This is a genomic window from Tenacibaculum profundicola, from assembly GCF_057220795.1.
This window is the reverse complement of sequence record NZ_CM170137.1, coordinates 4392700-4408883: the sequence shown is the minus strand read 5'-3', so window position 1 is coordinate 4408883 and position 16184 is coordinate 4392700. Positions and strand designations below refer to the sequence as shown.

General features: G+C 31.2%; 18 protein-coding genes and 1 pseudogene. 16 read left to right on the top strand and 3 right to left on the bottom strand.

The window, feature by feature from the left end:
- Positions 1 to 72 precede the first annotated feature (72 nt).
- Genes AC2TDS_RS18050 through AC2TDS_RS18035 form a run of 4 tightly spaced genes read left to right on the top strand, consistent with a single transcriptional unit; the run spans position 73 to position 3156 of the window.
- Positions 73 to 1551, top strand: a complete 1479-nt coding sequence (locus tag AC2TDS_RS18050) for a TonB-dependent receptor (RefSeq protein WP_484736970.1) — start codon at positions 73 to 75, stop codon at positions 1549 to 1551.
- 23 nt (positions 1552 to 1574) lie between these two features.
- Positions 1575 to 2120: an RNA polymerase sigma factor gene (locus tag AC2TDS_RS18045; RefSeq protein WP_484736969.1), complete on the top strand. Its 546-nt coding sequence runs from the start codon at positions 1575 to 1577 to the stop codon at positions 2118 to 2120.
- Between the two features lie 30 nt (positions 2121 to 2150).
- The gene (locus tag AC2TDS_RS18040) at positions 2151 to 2702 is read left to right on the top strand and encodes a hypothetical protein (protein WP_484736968.1); all 552 of its coding nucleotides are present in this window, start codon (positions 2151 to 2153) and stop codon (positions 2700 to 2702) included.
- 1 nt (position 2703) lies between these two features.
- Positions 2704 to 3156 carry a hypothetical protein gene (locus tag AC2TDS_RS18035; protein WP_484736967.1) on the top strand — a complete coding sequence of 151 codons (453 nt, stop codon included), beginning with the start codon at positions 2704 to 2706 and terminating at the stop codon, positions 3154 to 3156.
- On the opposite strand, the gene AC2TDS_RS18030 is transcribed toward AC2TDS_RS18035, so the two are convergent.
- From AC2TDS_RS18030 to idi, 3 genes are read right to left on the bottom strand one after another with little or no spacing between them, the layout of a single operon-like run.
- Positions 3153 to 4145 carry a type I phosphomannose isomerase catalytic subunit gene (locus AC2TDS_RS18030; RefSeq protein WP_484736966.1) on the bottom strand — a complete coding sequence of 331 codons (993 nt, stop codon included), beginning with the start codon at positions 4143 to 4145 and terminating at the stop codon, positions 3153 to 3155. The genes AC2TDS_RS18035 and AC2TDS_RS18030 overlap by 4 nt on opposite strands.
- 37 nt (positions 4146 to 4182) lie before the next feature.
- Positions 4183 to 4596: a 6-pyruvoyl trahydropterin synthase family protein gene (locus tag AC2TDS_RS18025; protein ID WP_484736965.1), complete on the bottom strand. Its 414-nt coding sequence runs from the start codon at positions 4594 to 4596 to the stop codon at positions 4183 to 4185.
- A 1-nt stretch (position 4597) separates the two neighbouring features.
- Positions 4598 to 5119: an isopentenyl-diphosphate Delta-isomerase gene (gene idi / locus AC2TDS_RS18020; protein WP_484736964.1), complete on the bottom strand. Its 522-nt coding sequence runs from the start codon at positions 5117 to 5119 to the stop codon at positions 4598 to 4600.
- 479 nt (positions 5120 to 5598) lie between these two features.
- Between idi and AC2TDS_RS18015 the strand changes: the two genes are divergently transcribed.
- The 12 genes and pseudogenes from AC2TDS_RS18015 (at position 5599) to AC2TDS_RS17960 (ending at position 16170) form a co-directional block, all read left to right on the top strand.
- Positions 5599 to 7188: a peptide chain release factor 3 gene (locus AC2TDS_RS18015; protein WP_484736963.1), complete on the top strand. Its 1590-nt coding sequence runs from the start codon at positions 5599 to 5601 to the stop codon at positions 7186 to 7188.
- A gap of 27 nt (positions 7189 to 7215) precedes the next feature.
- Positions 7216 to 8844, top strand: coding sequence for a hypothetical protein (locus tag AC2TDS_RS18010; protein ID WP_484736962.1), 1629 nt, complete (start codon positions 7216 to 7218; stop codon positions 8842 to 8844).
- A gap of 26 nt (positions 8845 to 8870) precedes the next feature.
- Entirely contained in the window at positions 8871 to 9800 is a 930-nt protein-coding gene (locus AC2TDS_RS18005) for a peptidylprolyl isomerase (RefSeq protein WP_484736961.1), read from the top strand.
- 180 nt (positions 9801 to 9980) lie between these two features.
- Entirely contained in the window at positions 9981 to 10658 is a 678-nt protein-coding gene (locus AC2TDS_RS18000; protein WP_484736960.1) for an energy transducer TonB, read from the top strand.
- 740 nt (positions 10659 to 11398) lie between these two features.
- Positions 11399 to 12559 carry an energy transducer TonB gene (locus AC2TDS_RS17995; protein WP_484736959.1) on the top strand — a complete coding sequence of 387 codons (1161 nt, stop codon included), beginning with the start codon at positions 11399 to 11401 and terminating at the stop codon, positions 12557 to 12559.
- Between the two features lie 160 nt (positions 12560 to 12719).
- The gene (gene kdsB / locus AC2TDS_RS17990; RefSeq protein WP_484736958.1) at positions 12720 to 13451 is read left to right on the top strand and encodes a 3-deoxy-manno-octulosonate cytidylyltransferase; all 732 of its coding nucleotides are present in this window, start codon (positions 12720 to 12722) and stop codon (positions 13449 to 13451) included.
- A 2-nt stretch (positions 13452 to 13453) separates the two neighbouring features.
- Positions 13454 to 14146: an HAD family hydrolase gene (locus AC2TDS_RS17985; RefSeq protein WP_484736957.1), complete on the top strand. Its 693-nt coding sequence runs from the start codon at positions 13454 to 13456 to the stop codon at positions 14144 to 14146.
- Between the two features lie 48 nt (positions 14147 to 14194).
- Positions 14195 to 14461, top strand: coding sequence for a hypothetical protein (locus AC2TDS_RS17980; RefSeq protein ID WP_484736956.1), 267 nt, complete (start codon positions 14195 to 14197; stop codon positions 14459 to 14461).
- Between the two features lie 291 nt (positions 14462 to 14752).
- Complete coding sequence (locus tag AC2TDS_RS17975) at positions 14753 to 15325, top strand: hypothetical protein (RefSeq protein ID WP_484736955.1); 573 nt, start codon at positions 14753 to 14755, stop codon at positions 15323 to 15325.
- Between the two features lie 56 nt (positions 15326 to 15381).
- Positions 15382 to 15645, top strand: a pseudogene (locus AC2TDS_RS17970) (transposase); the annotation flags it as partial.
- Positions 15646 to 15681: 36 nt separating this feature from the next.
- On the top strand, positions 15682 to 15810 hold the full coding sequence (locus tag AC2TDS_RS17965; protein ID WP_484736954.1) for a hypothetical protein: 129 nt from the start codon (positions 15682 to 15684) through the stop codon (positions 15808 to 15810).
- A 162-nt stretch (positions 15811 to 15972) separates the two neighbouring features.
- Positions 15973 to 16170, top strand: coding sequence for a hypothetical protein (locus AC2TDS_RS17960; RefSeq protein ID WP_484736953.1), 198 nt, complete (start codon positions 15973 to 15975; stop codon positions 16168 to 16170).
- Positions 16171 to 16184 lie beyond the last annotated feature (14 nt).

The following is a 16184-nucleotide window of genomic DNA, read 5'->3' as shown; positions in this document are numbered from 1 at the left end:
AAAAATACGATAAAAATTGACTCATAGTTTCTATTTTCAGTACATTTGTATTACGTAACAAAAAACGAGAAAATGGCAATTACGTTAAAAGGAGATCAAAAAATTGACTCAGTACCCACAATTAAATCTAAAGCGTTAAAAGTAAATTTGAACGCAAACATTTACGGTACCTTTGCTGAAATAGGAGCTGGTCAAGAAACGGTTCGTAATTTTTTTAGAGCTGGTGGTGCTTCTGGAACAATTGCTAAAGCAATGAGTGCTTATGACAAAGATTTTTCTGATGCCATTTATGGTGTAGAGAATGATAGTAGGTACGTTACAGAGCTTCGCTTAAAAAAAATGCTAAAGCATGAAATGGATTTAATTGAGGAGCGCCTTGATCGTCAAAAGCATCCAGATAAACTTTTCTTTAGCTACGCTAATACTGTTGCTACTATAAATTTTACAAAAAAATTTAAAGGTCATGGATGGGTTGGAATACGTTTTCAGCTAGACCCATTAGAAGATTATAATGAAATAGTACTTCATTTACGTTTTAAAGAAACCGACGCTAGACAACAGCAAGAAACTTTAGGTATTTTAGGTGTAAACTTAGTTTATGGTGCATTTTACCTGAATGACAATCCTAAGGAATTATTGAAATCTTTTTACGATAATATTGATAAAGATCGTTTAGAAATTGATATGATTAACTTTTCGGGACCAAGATTTATGTATGTTGACAACCGTTTAATGAGCTTACAGCTAGTCAAAAACGACATGACAAACGCGGTAATGTTCGATGCTGACGGTAACAACCTTTTACCAGCGCAAGTACTTTATAAACGTAATATTTTAGCTTTAAGAGGTAGTTTTAGGCCTGTTACCAAGGTTAACATGGATATGTTTGAAAAGTCTAAAGAACTGTTTATGGCAGAAAAGAAAGTTAACCCCGAAAGAACACAAATTATTTTTGAAATAACTTTGAGTAATCTTAAAGCTGAAGGAAAAATAAATGAACGTGACTTTTTAGATAGAGCTGAATTATTATGTTCCTTAGGCCAAAATGTAATGATCACTAATTACCAAGAGTACTTTAAATTAGTAGAGTACTTTAGTGAGTTTACCAAAGAACGCATGGCTTTGGCTATGGGTGTTAATAATTTAATACAAATTTTTGATGAAAAATACTATCGAGATTTAAGTGGAGGAATACTTGAAGCCTTTGGTAAACTTTTTTATCGTGATTTAAAGGTGTACATGTACCCTTATAAAGAAGAGGAGTCTGGAGAATATATCACAAGTCAAAACCTAAAAGTCCATCCTCGTGTTAAAGAATTATATAAGTTCTTTAAATTAAATGGTAAACTTGTTGACATAAAAGGATTCAATCCTGAAATTTTACATATTTTCTCACGTAAAGTACTGAAAATGATCAAAGATGACGAAAATGGTTGGGGAGAGATGTTACCCAAAGGAGTCTCTAAAATCATTAAGGATAAGCGTCTATTTGGTTTTTCACGTAAAAAAACTATGTTTCTTTTAGTGTTAAACCTTTTTATAAATTTATAGTCTAAAAGCCAAATTTAAATTAGTTGACAGAAGATAATGCATTAATTACTCAACTACAAAACCCCAGCACAAGAGAGGTTGCGTTTAAAAAGCTTATAGCTGAATATAAAGAAAGGCTATATTGGCATATTAGAAAGATTGTGCTTTTACATGATGACACTAATGATGTACTACAAAATACATTCATAAAAGTATTTAAAAACATAAGTTCATTTAAAGGTGATAGTAAAATATATTCTTGGATGTATCGAATAGCCACAAACGAAGCCATAACCTATATAAATAAAAAAGCAAAAGAAAAAAGTGTTGATATTTCCGATTACCAACAGCAGCTTACTTCCAATTTGGAGAGTGATTATTGGTTTAATGGTGATGAGATCCACTTAATACTCCAAAAAGCAATAGCGACACTTCCACAACAGCAACAGTTAATTTTTAACATGAAGTATTTTGACAATATGAAATACAGTGAAATTTCTGAGATACTTGAAGTTACAGTGGGCGGCCTTAAAGCATCTTATCACCATGCAGTAAAGAAAATACAATTATTCATAAAACATTACAATTAAACCTTTTGACATATAATTAGTCATACTATTATGAATACCGAAATAAAAAATAGCATTGATTACATTACCCAGAAAACTGGTAAAAAACATGGTTTTACGGTACCTAGTGATTATTTTGAAGAGTTGGAAGATAATTTTATAATTGTCAATGAAGCCGTTACAGATAACCGTACCCCTTTTAAAACACCAAATGACTATTTTGATTCTTTTGAAGAAAACCTCTTAGGTAAAATCAAGACTGACAATATCTCCGACACAAAAGTTATTTCTTTATATCAAAAAATATTACAATTGGCACCCACAATCGCTGCCGCATGTATTCTTCTATTTTTGGGTTATTACACTTATATAAACAGTAATAACGAAACCTTAGACTTTAGTACGATAACCTTAGCAGATATAGAGAATTGGTATGAAGATGGATATATAGATGTCGACAATGAAGAGTTTTCATTGGCTATTTACGATGCTGACATTAATTTTGAAGATGACGTGCTAACATCGGTTATTCTAAGCAATGATAATTTAGAAGAGTATTTAAACACTATAGAAGATACTTCCATTATAAACGAAATTCAATAATATGAAAAAGCATACATTACTTATAACCTTCGTCTTCCTGCTTACAAGTTCTTTTTTAGGAGCTCAAGAAAATGATAAAAAAGACAAAATACGAGCATATAAAGTGGCTTATATCTCAGAAAAAATGAGTTTATCTGAAAATGAAGCCCAAAAATTTTGGCCTGTTTACAATGATTATAGTAAAAACATAAAACAACTTCATAGAGAAATGCATTCAAACGTAAGAAAACGTATTTCCCAAAAAGGAGGGACAGAAGAATTAACAGAGGATGAAGCAAAAGAGATACTTGTACAAATTAAACATATCACTCAGAAAAAGATCGAATTAAAAAATGTTTTTTTTGATAAAGTTTCTACATTTTTATCCTACAAACAAACACTGGCTTTTGAACTAGCCGAACACGATTTCAACAGGAAAATATTAAGAAAACTACGAAATAAAAAGAAGAACTAGTCTTTGTTTTCTGGAACAGAAACTTCTAGTAATTTAGATTCTGTGAATGAATTGATACTAAATTCTTTAAAATTTGCAGGTACTAAGAGCGTTTGTCCTTGTTCTAGGCTTTCTCTATAGTCTTTATAGGTGAAATTTACTTTTCCTTCTACACACATATAAATCACAAAACAATCCACTTCACGGCGATTTACACGGACATCACCATGTATTCGTAAAACATTGGTTGTAAAATAAGGGCACGATACTATTTCTGATGTTTCATTTAGTTTAGTGTTGTAATTCACCTGATAATTTTCCCGTGCTTCATAATCAATGGCCTCAATCGCTTCTTCTGTGTGTAACTCTCTATAATTCCCCTCTTCATCTTGTCTATCCCAATCATAAACCCTGTAAGTTACATCAGACGTTTGTTGAATTTCTGCCAATAAAACACCAGCTCCTATGGCATGAATTCTTCCCGTTGGAATAAAATACACATCTCCTTTTTTTACTTGGTCGATATTCAAAATTTCGGTAAGTGTTTTATTATTGAGGTGATGTAAATATTCTTTTTTATTAGTATTTTCTTTAAATCCAACAATTAAACTTGCCTCATCATCAGCTTCCATAACATACCACATTTCTGTTTTACCAAATGAGTTATGCCTTTTTCTAGCTAAATCATCATGGGGGTGCAATTGAATACTCAACGCTTCTTTCGCATCAATAAATTTAATTAATAATGGAAACTTGTTATTAAATTGTTCATAGATCTTTTTTCCGACCAAATTTTCTTTATAGGTCAGAATCAACTCCTTTAAGTCTATGCCCTTCAAGTAACCATTCGAAACTATAGACGTATCCCCTTCCACATCAGAAATCTCCCAACTTTCACCGATATTCGTTTTAATCGATTCTTTATTTAATATATTCATTAATTTTTCACCTCCCCATATTTTTTGCTTTAATATTGGCGTAAATTTCAAAAAAGGTTGATTGATGATCATTAATGTTTTTATTTAGTGTTTGTAATGGTTAAAAAAATTAACTTACAGGATATGTAACAAAATTCCTAGGTGTTTCGTATAAGGTAATTTGAATCTCGTATTCTTCCTCAATTACACTTCTGAGTCTATTATAAATAGCAATGGCTATATTTTCTACGGAAGGGTTTAACGTTTTAAATTCTTCAACTTCAAGATTTAAGTTTTTATGATCAAAAACATCCTCTATCTCAGTTTTTATCAATTCTTTTAACTTCCCTAAGTCGTATACATACCCGGTTTCTATATCTACCTCACCTGTTAAAGAAACAATTAATTCATAATTATGGCCATGATAATTGGGGTTACTACACTTACCAAAAATCTCGAAATTTTTTTCATCTGTCCAGCTTGAATTGAACAATCTATGAGCAGCATTAAAATGAGCTTTTCTATGTACTGTTACTCTCGGCATCTTATATAAATTTTGAAATCTCCTGGTAAGACTCTTTAAATATTATCTTAAACCATTCTGTATACATAGCAGGTTGATTTTCTATGTCATTTTTCACGGCTACCAATGGCATCCATCTATAAGCCTCAACTTCTTCTAGATTTATTCGAGGATCATCTTCATATCTACCTACCATAACATGATCTAGCTCATGTTCAGTAAGGCCATTATCAAATGGAGCTTTATAAATAAAATTAAAAACCTCCTCTAGCTCACATACAAACCCCATTTCTTCTTGAAGCCTGCGTTTACCCGCTTCTAAATTTGTTTCCCCTTCACGCTGATGTGAACAACAAGTATTAGTCCATAATAAAGGCGAATGATATTTATGTTTTGCTCTTTGTTGCAACAAAAGCTCACCTTTCTTATTAAAAACAAATACTGAAAAAGCTCTATGCAACAAAGCTTTTTCATGTGCTTCCATTTTTTCCATTAACCCAATAGGATTGTCCTGCTCATCAACTAAAATAACGTATTCTTTCATGGATCAGTTTTACGGAAACAAACTTACAAAATAGAATTTACAGTTAATATCTTTACGAGCTAATTAATAATCTTTTAATAGTTTCAAATTCTGACAAATAGGAAAAAACACTTCTGTTTAAATATCAGAACGCTATAAAAAAACTCCAAATACAGCACTTTAGCAATGCTAAGAGAAGAATCTTACCCCAAAACCACTGCTGTTATTTCAATTTCACCAAAACATAATTCTGATTGAAAAATCAATGAACTATTTGTGGACAAATGCATATGTGAAATTTTTCTTTGCAAGTAAGTTATTCTTGTAAAATGATTTTAAGTATTTCTCTAAAGCAACAAACAGGAATAAACGATAAGGCAGGTTAAAATTTTCTAAAAAACACTTTACTTTACAAGTATAAAACACGAATCATAGAAAATAAGTTTCAGTATTGTTCATACTCTTTTAAAAGACTAACTTTGCATCCTTAAATTTTATAGATGAGTTTTTTAGAAGAAATTGGAAAAAGACGTACGTTTGGGATTATATCGCATCCAGATGCTGGAAAAACAACGTTAACTGAAAAATTATTGTTATTTGGAGGGGCTATTCAAGAAGCAGGAGCCGTTAAAAATAATAAAATAAAAAAAGGTGCTACTTCTGATTTTATGGAAATTGAACGTCAAAGAGGTATTTCTGTTGCTACTTCTGTATTAGCGTTCATTTATAAAGACCGAAAAATAAATATTCTAGATACTCCAGGGCATAAGGATTTTGCAGAAGACACCTTTAGAACTCTCACTGCTGTAGATAGCGTGATTGTTGTTATTGACGTGGCAAAAGGAGTTGAGGAACAAACAGAAAAATTAGTTAAGGTTTGTAGAATGCGTAAAATACCCATGATCGTTTTTATTAATAAGCTCGATCGTGAAGGTAAAGATGCATTTGACCTACTCGATGAGGTAGAACAAAAGCTTGGTTTAAAGGTTACTCCTTTGAGTTTTCCTATTGGAATGGGATATGATTTCAAGGGAATATACAATGTCTGGGAGAAAAAATTAAATATCTTTTCTGGAGATAATAAACAGACTATTTCAGAAGGTATTGAATTCGACGATATTAGTAACCCAGAACTAGATGAAATTGTTGGTGAGAATGCTGCTAACACCTTGCGTGAAGAATTAGAATTGGTATATGAAGTATATCCTGATTTTGATCAAGACGCTTATATTGCTGGCGATCAACAACCTGTGTTTTTTGGTTCTGCTTTGAATAATTTCGGTGTGAAAGAGTTACTTGATTGTTTTATTGATATCGCTCCTAATCCACAACCGAAAATGTCAGATACACGATTAGTAGACTCAAAAGAAAACAAATTATCCGGATTTGTATTTAAGATTCATGCTAATATGGATCCAAAACATAGAGATCGTTTAGCCTTTGTAAAGATTGTATCAGGGTCGTTTAAAAGAAATACGCCTTACCTCCATGTTCGTCTTGGGAAAAAAATAAAATTTTCTAGTCCTAATGCTTTTTTCGCAGAAAAAAAACAGATTGTTGAAGAATCATTCCCTGGTGATATTGTTGGTTTACACGATACTGGTAATTTTAAAATAGGTGATACGTTAACTGAAGGAGAACAAATGAATTTTAAAGGAGTTCCAAGTTTTTCTCCAGAACATTTCCGATATGTAAATAACGCCGATCCTATGAAAGCCAAACAATTATATAAAGGGCTTGATCAATTAATGGACGAAGGTGTTGCGCAATTATTTGTTCTTGAAATGAACGGGCGTAGAATTATTGGTACTGTTGGAGCACTTCAATATGAAGTAATTCAATATCGTTTAGAACATGAATACGGGGCTAAATGTACCTATGAAAACATTGCTGTTCATAAAGCTTGTTGGGTGCAGCCAGAAGATGAAAAAAATGAAGAATTCAAAGAGTTTAAGCGTGTCAAACAACGTTATTTAGCTAAAGACAAACAGGATCGTCTAGTATTCTTGGCTGACTCTGAATTTACCATTCAAATGACACAGAATAAATACCCTACGGTTAAATTACATTTTACTAGTGAATTTGAATAACGTATAAACATCCTTTATTTTTCTGTAATGAAAAACAAAAGTAATAACATATTTAAAACCAATATAACAGTCTTTTCATGTCTGAAAAAACTACTTTATGGTACAGGGCATTATTTCTTTTTGATTTACTTTTTGACCTTTATTTCTATATCTTTTTCACAAGAAAACCTTACTACTTTAGAAGGTAGAGAGTTAAAAAATAGCGTTCGATTGAATTTTATTCCTGTTGAAATGCCCTATAAAAAGTTCACTAACTTAAAACCAACTATGGGAATGATAGGCTTGCATTATCAAATCCCTTTAAATAACTGGTTGTATGGAGGAGCAGCTATGCATGCAGCTGTTACAGGTGATCAAGGAGGTCTTTTTACTCTCGGAATAGAACTAGGGCTTAGAAAACAAGTATATGACCATTTGTTTGTAGATGCCAACCTTCATTTTGGTGGTGGCGGCGGATACCGTTACTTGGTGAATGATGGCGGTTTTATCAACCCTAATATCGGGTTACACTATAAAAAAAACAAGTATTCTTTTGGGGTTCAATATAGTCATGTGAACTTCTATTCTGGAGAAATAAAAAGTAATTCGGTCTCATTTTTCATCGAAATCCCAAGCATTTTAAGATTTACCGATTACAAAAATGCCCATAAAGATTTTATGACTACCAACCTTCATACTGATAACTTCTGGAAACATCCAGTAACGAAAAATGCACAGCAAGTTCGTTTTGACTTTTTTATTCCTATTGGAAATTCAAAAAAAGATAACGGTTCAGCTTTGACAGAAACTTTATATGTCGTTGGATTTGAATACCAGAAATACCTGAATGAAAATATTTTTATATTTGCGCACACTGATGCTATCTATAAAGGGTTACGAGCAGGTTTTATGGATTTGTTTTTTGGGGCTGGTTTTCACCCCTATCAATCTAAATACATCAATGCTTTTACGAAATTAGGTATCGGAGCAGCCGGTGGTCGAGTTGCACCAGAAGGTGGTTTAATGATGTATCCATCTGCCGGAATTGATTTAAAAATAACCAACAATCTAACATTAAGTAGCCATGGTGGTTATTACAGAGCTTTAGCTGGTGACTTGGAGGCATATACATTTGGATTTGGAATCAAATACCTTAGCTTAAACGGAGGCACACAATCATCTTCAATAGAAAACACGGAGCTTTTTAAAAGTAAAGGCATATCATTTAGTATGGAAAATCAATCTTATTTCAGAGTCGCCAAGACTGATGACACAAAAGGAATTCTTTCCGTAGATTTACAATTATTAGCTTTACAAATTAACTATGATTTATCTCAATATATATATATAATAGGAGAAGCTGGTTTTGCCTATGACGGTAGATCAGGTGGATATGCACATGGTTTGGTTGGTGTAGGATTTAGAACTAACAATTTTTTTAAGGAAAAACTAAATTTGTTTATTGATTTAACTGGAGGTGCGGCTGGAGGTGCTGGAGTTGACACTAAGGAAGGAATTATTGTTAGACCAACTGCTGGTTTGAATTATAACATCAGTGATCATTTTGCAATTACTGCCTCAGGTGGTAAATTATATGCTCCATTCGGTAATGTAAACTCAACTAATATTAATATTGGATTTAACTTTAATTTTGCTAGTTTATCCACGTCAAAATAATATAAAATAGATTTAAAATAAAACAAATGAATAACGGAATTTACGCAAAATTCACTACTCCAAAAGGAGAGATTTTAGTGAACTTAGAATATCAAAAAACGCCTGGAACTGTTGGTAACTTTGTTGCTTTAGCTGAAGGTAATTTAGAAAACTCTGCAAAACCTCAAGGAACACCATATTACAATGGGTTAAAGTTCCATAGAGTTATAACCGACTTTATGATTCAAGGAGGGTGTCCTCTTGGAACAGGATCGGGGAATCCAGGTTATAAATTCGATGATGAAATACACCCTGAATTAAAACACGATACTCCTGGGAAATTATCGATGGCTAATGCTGGTCCAGGCACCAATGGATCACAATTCTTTATTACCCATGTAGCTACACCATGGTTAGATGGTAAACATACCGTTTTTGGAAATGTAATAGAAGGACAGGATATTGTTGATGCCGTTGAAGAAGGTGATGAAATGCAAGTAGCAATAATTCGTGTAGGAGAAGAAGCAGAAAGTTTCAATGCTGTAGAAGCTTTTAGAGTTTTTGAAGGTCAGAGAGAAAAACGTGAAGCTGAAGAAAAAAATCGTATGAAAAAAATATTAGACGAAGTTGCTGCTGGTTATGATGAAACTCCAAGTGGTTTACGCTATAAAGTGTTACAAAAAGGGAATGGTAAAAAAGCTGAAAAAGGTAACACTGTTTCAGTTCATTATAAAGGCCAATTATTAGATGGCACTGTATTTGACTCTTCGTACAAACGTAAACAACCTATAGATTTTGCTATTGGGGTTGGTCAGGTGATCCCTGGTTGGGATGAAGGTATCCAATTACTACAAACTGGAGACAAAGCGCGCTTAGTTATTCCTTCAAATCTCGCCTACGGAGAGAATGGTGCTGGCGGTGTAATACCACCAAATGCCACATTGATCTTTGATGTTGAGTTGATGAATGTCAAATAACTTAACGCTTTGAATTTATATAAAACTCCCAAATAATGGGAGTTTTTTTGTTCATAATAATACTTAATTAACGTTGTTAACATTATAAGAAACTTTAGTTAATGGATTTATGATGTTATCTTAAGAAGGTTTAGGTTAAAAAAAAAGAAATTTACAGTGTTAAGTAAGCCCTACAATATTATGAAATCAATTTTTTATTTTTCCCTACTTCTATTTTTAGTTACGAATCCATTTTTTTGTCAAGAAACATGTGATGCTCCTAATAAAGAAATAATTGATCCAAATACTATTTCAATAAGCAAATGTGAAATAGTTGAAGAAGAAGCTATCAAGAAGACGAAAAGAACCGTTATACGAAATTCACAATTTTCAAGAAAACGAATTACAAACCGTTTCAAAACAAATCCGAAACAGCTAAATACAAGTTTAAATGCCAATAGTCGAATAAATAGTACTTTGTCTAGCACAGCAAACAATTTTAACAGTAAGAATCTCAATGTTAAAACAATACTATTCGAATTAGTTGATGAAACTCCAATATTCCCCACTTGTCAACATTCTACAAAAACAGAAAACATCAAATGTTTTAAACATAAAATACAAAAGCATTTTGCAAAAAACTTTGACCCTGAAACTATTATTGAGGATGATATACGTGGTAAAGTAATTATAAAATTTGATATTACCATCAATGGAACCATTGGAACATTTGATGTAATAAGTTCTAAAAAAAGCCTTAATTTAAAAAAAGAGATTCAAAAATTATTATCAAAACTTCCTAATATTCATCCAGGTAAAGTAAATGGGTTACCTGTTAATGTCACTTACGTCTTTCCTATTAACTTAACATCTGATTAATTAACACATATAAACTAGTTAACAACCATTTAAGGTATTTATACAATTTACCATTTGAATTTACAGTAATAAAGCGTCCTATTCTCCCTTTCTATTTCAATATTAAGAAAAATACACTCATTTTCATTTACAGTAAATTTAACTATTACTGGTATTTACGTTTAATTCTTTGCGTGTGTTCTTTTGTAAAAAAATGCTTATCTGTGCTATATAACATAGTATCACAAAAACGAAATTTAGTAATTAAAAACTTAACATCTGCATACTTTCGATGGGATTGTTAAATTTACAACTAAAAGATAATAAATCAACTAAAAACAAGGGTAACAACTAAAATTTACTTTAATTAAAAATAAAACATTAAATACGAATACGCTCATTTTATGCAATATGTATACGTGTAAAAACGACTTTTGTTGAAAATGGTCAAAATATAAATAACCTTTAAATACATTGGATTTATAAGCATTTAATACTTAAAGTGATAGAAACATTATGTAAACAACAGTGACTTACAGAACTTAACTACCTTGTTTTTAATCAAATAATTGTTTTATCTATCATTTTTTTCGTACATTCGCGTCTGAATCTTTGTACAAGCACCAAACAAAGCATAAGATTAAAAGATGAATAAAAACGTTAACATAAAATTTTTATTGATTTTTTTTTTGATTTTAAAATTTGTTTTATTACGTTTACAAAGTTGATTTACATTATTAACCCCTAAATTAAGCAAGATTATGATGAGATTCCCGATTGTGATGAGATTACCCTTGTTAATTATCGCCGTATTATTCTCTTCTATAACAATAGCTCAAGAGCATTGTGAAACACCGGAGGAGGGTATAGCTGATCCAAACAGTATAACAAAATGTGCTGTAGAAGAAGTAAAAGAAGCAGATGGTTCTGTTAAGAAACAAGTTTCTATCGAGGTTACTACAAGAAGACGTGTTGTCCGTAAAAATAAATCCGCTGTTTCTACTTTGAGAAATGATTCTCATCAAATAGCAGATGTCAAAAAAACTACATTGTTAGTTGGAAAGTTAGAACTAGAAGATGCTGGTGCTACTTTGGAAAAAATTCCTTTTAATATTGTAGAAGAGATACCTCTTTTCTCAAAATGTCAAAGCCAACCTATAATTAAACAAGCTAAATGTTTTGAAGAACAAATGTCAAAACATATCATAAGAAATTTCAACTACCCTAAAGAAGCCATGGACAGTGGTATTGAGGGAAGAGTATTAGTTCAGTTTACGATTAATGAAACGGGAGATGTTGAAGGCATCCGCTTAAGAGGACCAAAAGGTGGTGAATTATTAGAAAAAGAAGCCAGAAGGTTGGTAAACAAATTACCAAAGTTTATCGCTGGAAAACATCACGGTAAAAAAGTGAAGGTAAAATATGGTATCCCTATTAACTTTAAAATACCTGGTTCGAAAAAAAATACAACAAAGAAATATGTTGCTCCAAAGAGAGTTGTTAGAAAAGTAACTCCAAAGAAAGTGATAACAAAATCTAAAGAAGAGGTTATTACTGATATTGTTAAATTTAACAAAGTTCAGTCTATCCCACAATTTAGAGCTTGCTCAAAAGCACCTGATTTCGAGAAATTAAATTGTTTTAACCAGAGAATGATTAGTCATATTCAAAGAAATTTTAATTATCCTGAATATGCCTCTAGAAATAATATTGAAGGAAAAGTATGGGTTACTTTCGTTATTAATAAAGAAGGTAAAGTACGAAATGTTAAAACAAGAGGACCTAAAAATGGAAATCTTTTAGAATTAGAAGCAAAAAGAATGGTTTCAAAATTAGCTGACTTTATACCAGGTAAGCATAATGGTAAAACTTCTAACGTACAATATACAATACCTATTAATTTCAAATTAAATAATGACTAATTCAACTTAGTAATTATTTTAACAAGTAAATTTAAAAAACCAAAGAAATTAAATTCTTTGGTTTTTTTTATACCTTTTAGTTTCATATATTAAGTAAACTAATTTTGTTCAGATATAGCTATATTTGATTTTTCATTAATAGATAATACAATTATAACATATGAAGATTATTGCAATGATTCCGGCAAGGTATAATGCTTCACGATTCCCAGGTAAGTTAATGCAGGATTTAGTTGGTAAACCTGTAATAGCCAGAACTTATGAAGCCGCCCTTAACTCAAAACTATTTGATGAAGTATATGTGGTTACGGATTCTAGAGTTATTGAACAAGCAATAGCAGCTATGAATGGTAAAGTTATAATGAGTAGAAAAAATCATTTATGTGGTTCAGATAGAATTGCTGAAGCTGTAGAACATATCGCCGCAGATATTGTTGTAAACGTTCAAGGAGATGAACCATTTATTGATACTATTTCATTACAAAAACTTATAAATGTTTTCAGTATAGACCATGATAAACTGATCGATTTAGCTTCTCTGAAAGTTGCTTTAACAGATCAAACTGAAATTGACAATCCTAATAATGTTAAGGTAATTACTGATTCCAACAACTTTGCATTGTATTTCTCAAGAAGTCCAATACCATATCAAAGAGATCAAGACCAAAAGGCAATCTACTACAAACATAAAGGAGTGTATGCTTTTAGAAAGTCTGCTCTGTTAGATTTTTATAACACTCCAATGACTCCACTAGAAAGTGCAGAAAAAATTGAATGCATTAGATATTTGGAATCAGGGAAAAAAATAAAAATGATTGAAACTACTATTGAAAGTATAGGTATTGATACTCTTGAAGATTTAGAAAAAGCAAGAATTCTTTTGAACCAATAATGATGAAAAAAAATAAAATAAAAATCATTGCTTTCGATGCAGATGACACTTTATGGGTTAATGAAACCTACTTCCGGGAAGCTGAAAATAAATTTGCTTCAATGTTGTCTTCCTATGAAACTGAAAATAAAATACATCAAGAGCTTTACAAAAAAGAAATAACAAACTTACCTTTATACGGCTACGGTGTAAAGGGCTTTATCCTATCGATGATTGAATGTGCATTGGAATTATCGAACAACAATTTACCGCAACATATCATCAATGACATTTTAAATCTAGGCAAAGATATGTTAGAAAAACCGATCATAATTTTAGATGGGGTGGTAACAGCTCTTGAGGCTCTAAAAGAAAAATATAAATTAATTATTGCAACTAAAGGAGATTTACTCGATCAAGAAAAAAAATTAGCTAAATCTGGTATTTTAAAATACTTTCATCATATAGAAGTGATGAGTGAAAAAAAAGAAACTGATTATGAAAAACTAATCAATCGCTTAGATATAACGCCAGATCAGTTTTTAATGATTGGTAATTCATTAAAATCTGATATTTTACCTTTGTTAAATATTGGTGCTCAAGCAATTCATGTGCCATTTCATACTACTTGGCAATACGAAGAAGTCAATAATCCCCACAATTCTAAGGATTATCATTCAATTACTAAAATAACAGACATACTAAATATTTTATAACATCCAATAATAAAAATAAAACAACTATTTTTGCACAAAAATATAATTATGGCAAGTATAAAAAATTTAAAAAAAGACATTAATTATACCTTAGGTGATATTATTGAGGAATGCTATGTTTGGGAGTTATTAAATCCAAAGGAAGATACCAATAAGTCTGAAGCTATTATTGATGAAGCGATATCAATATTTGATGCTTTGCTAGATAAGGTCCATGCTAAAAATGTTGAGAATAAAAGAAATCATTTTAAATCAATTAGTATTGAACTGGAATCAAAAGGTAAAGAGTTAATTGAAAAAGTAAATAATTTATAATTAAAAAACCAGTTCATTAGACCAGTCATGGTCGGAAGATTTTTCTTCCGACTTTTTTTGTTTTATAGAGCATAAAACATTGGTTTAATTATTTGACTATCAATGGATTACCTTGTTTTTGTGATGTAATTTCCGTATCTTAATATCTGATAATCAATTTATTATGTCAGTATTTAAAGATCACAAAATTTCAGTAAGTCAATTATTAGGCGTTATTCCAGAGGCACTATTATCCAAATTATCGATAACTACCAAAGTCGATTATTATGCAAAGGTTCTTCATGGAAAAAAATGTTTTATTTGCTACTCTATGGTATTTTAGAGAATGAAAAGCTAAGTCAGCGTACTTTAGAAGATACTTTTAATGATTTTCTGTTTAAAACGCTTTTTGATTTAGACAAATCCGAAACTATAAGACGAAGTTCTATCTCAGAAAGGTTATCTAAAATCGATTCTGATTACTTCCGTCAAATATACCAATGTGTTTACCAGCAATTTCACGATGCCTACCCTAACAAGGATAAGGAAAAACATCATTTAATACATGTAGATAGTTCTATGGTTAGTGAGGCTTCTGCCAAACTATTAAAAGGTATTGATCATAAAAATGGGAAGAAATCTGTTAAATACAGTATGGCTTTTGATGGTTTATTACCTTGTCATTCAGAGGTGTTTACCAAGGCGAAGTATGCTAGTGAAGATATGGCTTTATCCAAGGCTATACGCAATCATGTAAAGCAAGAAACACATCATCAAAACATCTATGTTATTGATAGAGGGCTTCAGTCTACAAGAACAATGAACTCATTTACTAATGAGGCTGTTACTATTATTGTTAGAGCAAAAGAAACCGAAAACATGTAGAACTACAATCTTTAGTTAAGCAAGCTCAAGATTTAGATTTAGGAGAATTAACCCTTATCAAAGATAGTAAAGTACAACTTTACACAGGAAAACCAATCCATAACAAAAAAGGAAATGCACATTATAGAGAAGAATTAGTAGAAACTCCTTTTCGTTTAATTGTAGCGAAAACAAAAACAGAAGACCCTAAGGACTTTTGGTTTATTACCAATGATTTTGATTTATCGGCTAAACAAATAGCACAAGCCTATCGAAGACGATGGGATATTGAGGTGTTTTTTCGTTTTATAAAACAAGAACTCAATGTAAGTCATCTGGTCTCATTGAATAAAAATGGAATAGAAGTTATGCTATATATGACTCTAATCGTAGCCATGTTAATTTTAACCTATAAAAAAGCAAACCAAATAGGTTATAAAACTGCTAAAAGAAGATTTAAAATGGAACTCAGAAATTTAGCTATAGCAATGATTGTTGTAGACTGAGAAGGAAATTTAGACCATTTTGAAACTTAAAAAAAATGGCCGGAATTTCTTCCGACCATGACTGGTTCATTAGACTGGTTTTTTTTTTACGGAATTTTAACATTAGGGGCTCATTTTTTTTTGTAACTTACGTCTATAAACTATAAATCAAATTCCCCCGGTATGGCAAGAGCTATGTACGATTATACTAAAACTATACTTAAGAAAGTAAGTTTTAACTCTGATTTGTTCTATAAGGAATTAAAAAAAGCATTGAACAGATTACTTCCTCATGAAATTGACGAACTAACAATTTGGCTTAATGAATTTACAGCCAATAAACCTGAGCTTTATCCATGTATGGCTTTGGTTAGAAGCTAAAATATTTATTTCTA

What these genes read in the sequence shown, in the direction of transcription:
- AC2TDS_RS17995 (WP_484736959.1), top strand. Translation starts at nt 11,399, where the DNA reads ATGATGAGATTCCCGATTGTGATGAGATTACCCTTGTTAATTATCGCC.
- AC2TDS_RS18005 (WP_484736961.1), top strand. Translation starts at nt 8,871, where the DNA reads ATGAATAACGGAATTTACGCAAAATTCACTACTCCAAAAGGAGAGATT.
- AC2TDS_RS17975 (WP_484736955.1), top strand. Translation starts at nt 14,753, where the DNA reads ATGTTTTATTTGCTACTCTATGGTATTTTAGAGAATGAAAAGCTAAGT.
- AC2TDS_RS18050 (WP_484736970.1), top strand. Translation starts at nt 73, where the DNA reads ATGGCAATTACGTTAAAAGGAGATCAAAAAATTGACTCAGTACCCACA.
- AC2TDS_RS18010 (WP_484736962.1), top strand. Translation starts at nt 7,216, where the DNA reads ATGAAAAACAAAAGTAATAACATATTTAAAACCAATATAACAGTCTTT.
- AC2TDS_RS17980 (WP_484736956.1), top strand. Translation starts at nt 14,195, where the DNA reads ATGGCAAGTATAAAAAATTTAAAAAAAGACATTAATTATACCTTAGGT.
- AC2TDS_RS18015 (WP_484736963.1), top strand. Translation starts at nt 5,599, where the DNA reads ATGAGTTTTTTAGAAGAAATTGGAAAAAGACGTACGTTTGGGATTATA.
- AC2TDS_RS18030 (WP_484736966.1), bottom strand. Translation starts at nt 4,145, where the DNA reads ATGATCATCAATCAACCTTTTTTGAAATTTACGCCAATATTAAAGCAA.
- AC2TDS_RS17965 (WP_484736954.1), top strand. Translation starts at nt 15,682, where the DNA reads ATGACTCTAATCGTAGCCATGTTAATTTTAACCTATAAAAAAGCAAAC.
- AC2TDS_RS18000 (WP_484736960.1), top strand. Translation starts at nt 9,981, where the DNA reads ATGAAATCAATTTTTTATTTTTCCCTACTTCTATTTTTAGTTACGAAT.
- AC2TDS_RS18035 (WP_484736967.1), top strand. Translation starts at nt 2,704, where the DNA reads ATGAAAAAGCATACATTACTTATAACCTTCGTCTTCCTGCTTACAAGT.
- idi (WP_484736964.1), bottom strand. Translation starts at nt 5,119, where the DNA reads ATGAAAGAATACGTTATTTTAGTTGATGAGCAGGACAATCCTATTGGG.
- kdsB (WP_484736958.1), top strand. Translation starts at nt 12,720, where the DNA reads ATGAAGATTATTGCAATGATTCCGGCAAGGTATAATGCTTCACGATTC.
- AC2TDS_RS18040 (WP_484736968.1), top strand. Translation starts at nt 2,151, where the DNA reads ATGAATACCGAAATAAAAAATAGCATTGATTACATTACCCAGAAAACT.
- AC2TDS_RS17985 (WP_484736957.1), top strand. Translation starts at nt 13,454, where the DNA reads ATGAAAAAAAATAAAATAAAAATCATTGCTTTCGATGCAGATGACACT.
- AC2TDS_RS17960 (WP_484736953.1), top strand. Translation starts at nt 15,973, where the DNA reads ATGGCAAGAGCTATGTACGATTATACTAAAACTATACTTAAGAAAGTA.
- AC2TDS_RS18025 (WP_484736965.1), bottom strand. Translation starts at nt 4,596, where the DNA reads ATGCCGAGAGTAACAGTACATAGAAAAGCTCATTTTAATGCTGCTCAT.